Origin of the sequence: Nonomuraea cypriaca (assembly GCF_015645445.1) — a bacterium.
Lineage (GTDB): Bacteria > Actinomycetota > Actinomycetes > Streptosporangiales > Streptosporangiaceae > Nonomuraea > Nonomuraea cypriaca.
In genome coordinates, this window is record NZ_JADOGI010000485.1 from 1 (window position 1) to 1,930 (window position 1,930).

A 1,930-nucleotide genomic window follows, 5' to 3' on the forward strand; every position below is an offset into this window, starting at 1 on the left:
GGGTGGGATGGACGCGGGGGTTGTTGCGGGGTGCGGTGAGTAGCCGGGCGGCACAGGTTCGGGAGGTCAGGGCCGGGGTGCTGGCGTACGACGTGGTGGTCGAGAGGCGCGCCGCCGCCGAGGAGGACCGTGACCGCGCTCGTGACGAGCTCGCCTCCGCCCAGATGGCCCACGACAGGGCCGAACGCCTTCGAAACGAGCGGATTCGCGATCTGGCCGCCGCGCTGGGGGAGTGGGCGGCCGGTTGCTCGCAGCTTCGGCTCGACCCCGGCGAGATAGCAGACCTGGCGGAGCGGTTCGAGGCGGCCGACGAGTTGGTGGCGGTCGCCCGTACGGCCGCCGAGGTGCGGTTGGCGGGCGGCGAGCAACACCTCGCCGGGCTGCGCGAAGGGCTGGTGGCCGAGCGGGCCGAGTTGGCGCGGGAGCGTGAACGGCTCGACGGCCAGAGCGCGCTGGAGCCGCCCGCGCCGCACACCCGTACCGCCGCCAGGTTCGGGCGCCCGGGGATCCCGTTGTGGCGGGCGGTCGCGTTCAGGCCGGGCATCGATCCGGCGGCGCAGGCGGGCGTGGAGGCGGCGCTGGAAGCGGCGGGCCTGCTGGACCTGTGGCTGCTGCCAGACGACCGGTTCGACACGGGGGATGGCGATGCGTTGGGGGCGGTGGCGCCCTCCAGACCCGCGCCCGGTCACTTCGAGACAGGGGATGGCGACGGGTTGGGGATGGTGGCGCTTTCCAGGCCCGCGCCCGGCCAGAGCCTTGCGCACGTGTTGTCCACGGAGGTGGACTCGCCGGTTCAGGCCGATACCGTGCTCGCCGGCATCGCGTACGGGCCCACCGCGATCGGCGTCGACCATCCCGCGGCAGTCGGCGCCGACGGCACGTGGCGGCTTGGCCCAGCGGCGGGCCGCTGGGCCAAGCCTGAGCCCACCTACATCGGGGCCACCGCCCGCGAACGGGCCAGGCGCCGCCGCGTCGCCGAGCTGGACGACCGGCTGAGCGAGCTGTCCGGCCGCATCGCCGAGTGCGACCACCTGCTCGCCGACCTCGCGGGCGACCGCGACACGCTGGCCGCCGAGTTGCGGCGCAGGCCCGGCAGGAAGCCGTACGCCGACGCGGTCCAGGGGCTCGACGCCGCGGCGCGGAAGGTGGCACTGCTGGACGACCTGTTGCGGACGTACGAGCAGCGATTGCGGGAGCGCGAGAACGAGGCCGGCCGGTCGCTGCGGCGGCTCGCCGAGCTGGCGGCAGGCCACGCGTTGCCCACCTCGGCGGCCGCGCTCGACGACCTGGAGGAGGCACTGCGCACGGCCGAGGCGACAGGCACCGTCTGGCACGACCGTCGCGGCGACGCCCGCGTCGCCAGGGAGCGCGCCGAGCACGCCGCCGAGACCGCCCGCGAATACGAGGAGCTCGCGGTCAGGGCAGTCGAACGCGCCGAGGAGGCCGCGGCCGCCGCGATCATGCCGGCGGAGAAGCTGGCCGCGGTCGAGTCCACGGCCGGCGTCGAGCACCTGCGTGTCCTGGAGCAGCTCCGCGAGACCCAGACCGCCCACCAGACCTGCCGCCGTCTCATCAAGGCGATCAACGACGACGTGGCCAGGCTCAACGCCCGGCTCGGCCGGCTCTGGGGAGAGGTCGGCACGGCGGAGGAGAAGCACGCGGCGGCGGGCCGGGCGCTGGACGCGGCGTCCGACCGGTTCCGCCGCCTGGTTGCCGGCCACCTGCCCGCCGACGCATGGGCGACGCCCGAACACCCTCCGGACAGCGAGACGCCGGCGGTGCCGGGGGCGGCGGCGGGCGAGACGCCGGCGGTGCTGGGAGCTTCGGGCGCCGGGACGCCGGTGGTGCTGAGGGCTTCGGGCGCCGGGACGCCGGTGGTGCTGGGGGCGGTCCAGGGTGCGGCGGCGGTCCAGGGGGCGGTTTCGGGTGG

The 1,930-nt window shown here is 75.8% G+C and carries 1 pseudogene; it reads left to right on the forward strand.

Annotation, left to right across the window (positions count from 1 at the left end):
• Positions 1-35 precede the first annotated feature (35 nt).
• Positions 36-1,930, forward strand: a pseudogene (locus ITP53_RS55090) (hypothetical protein); the annotation flags it as partial.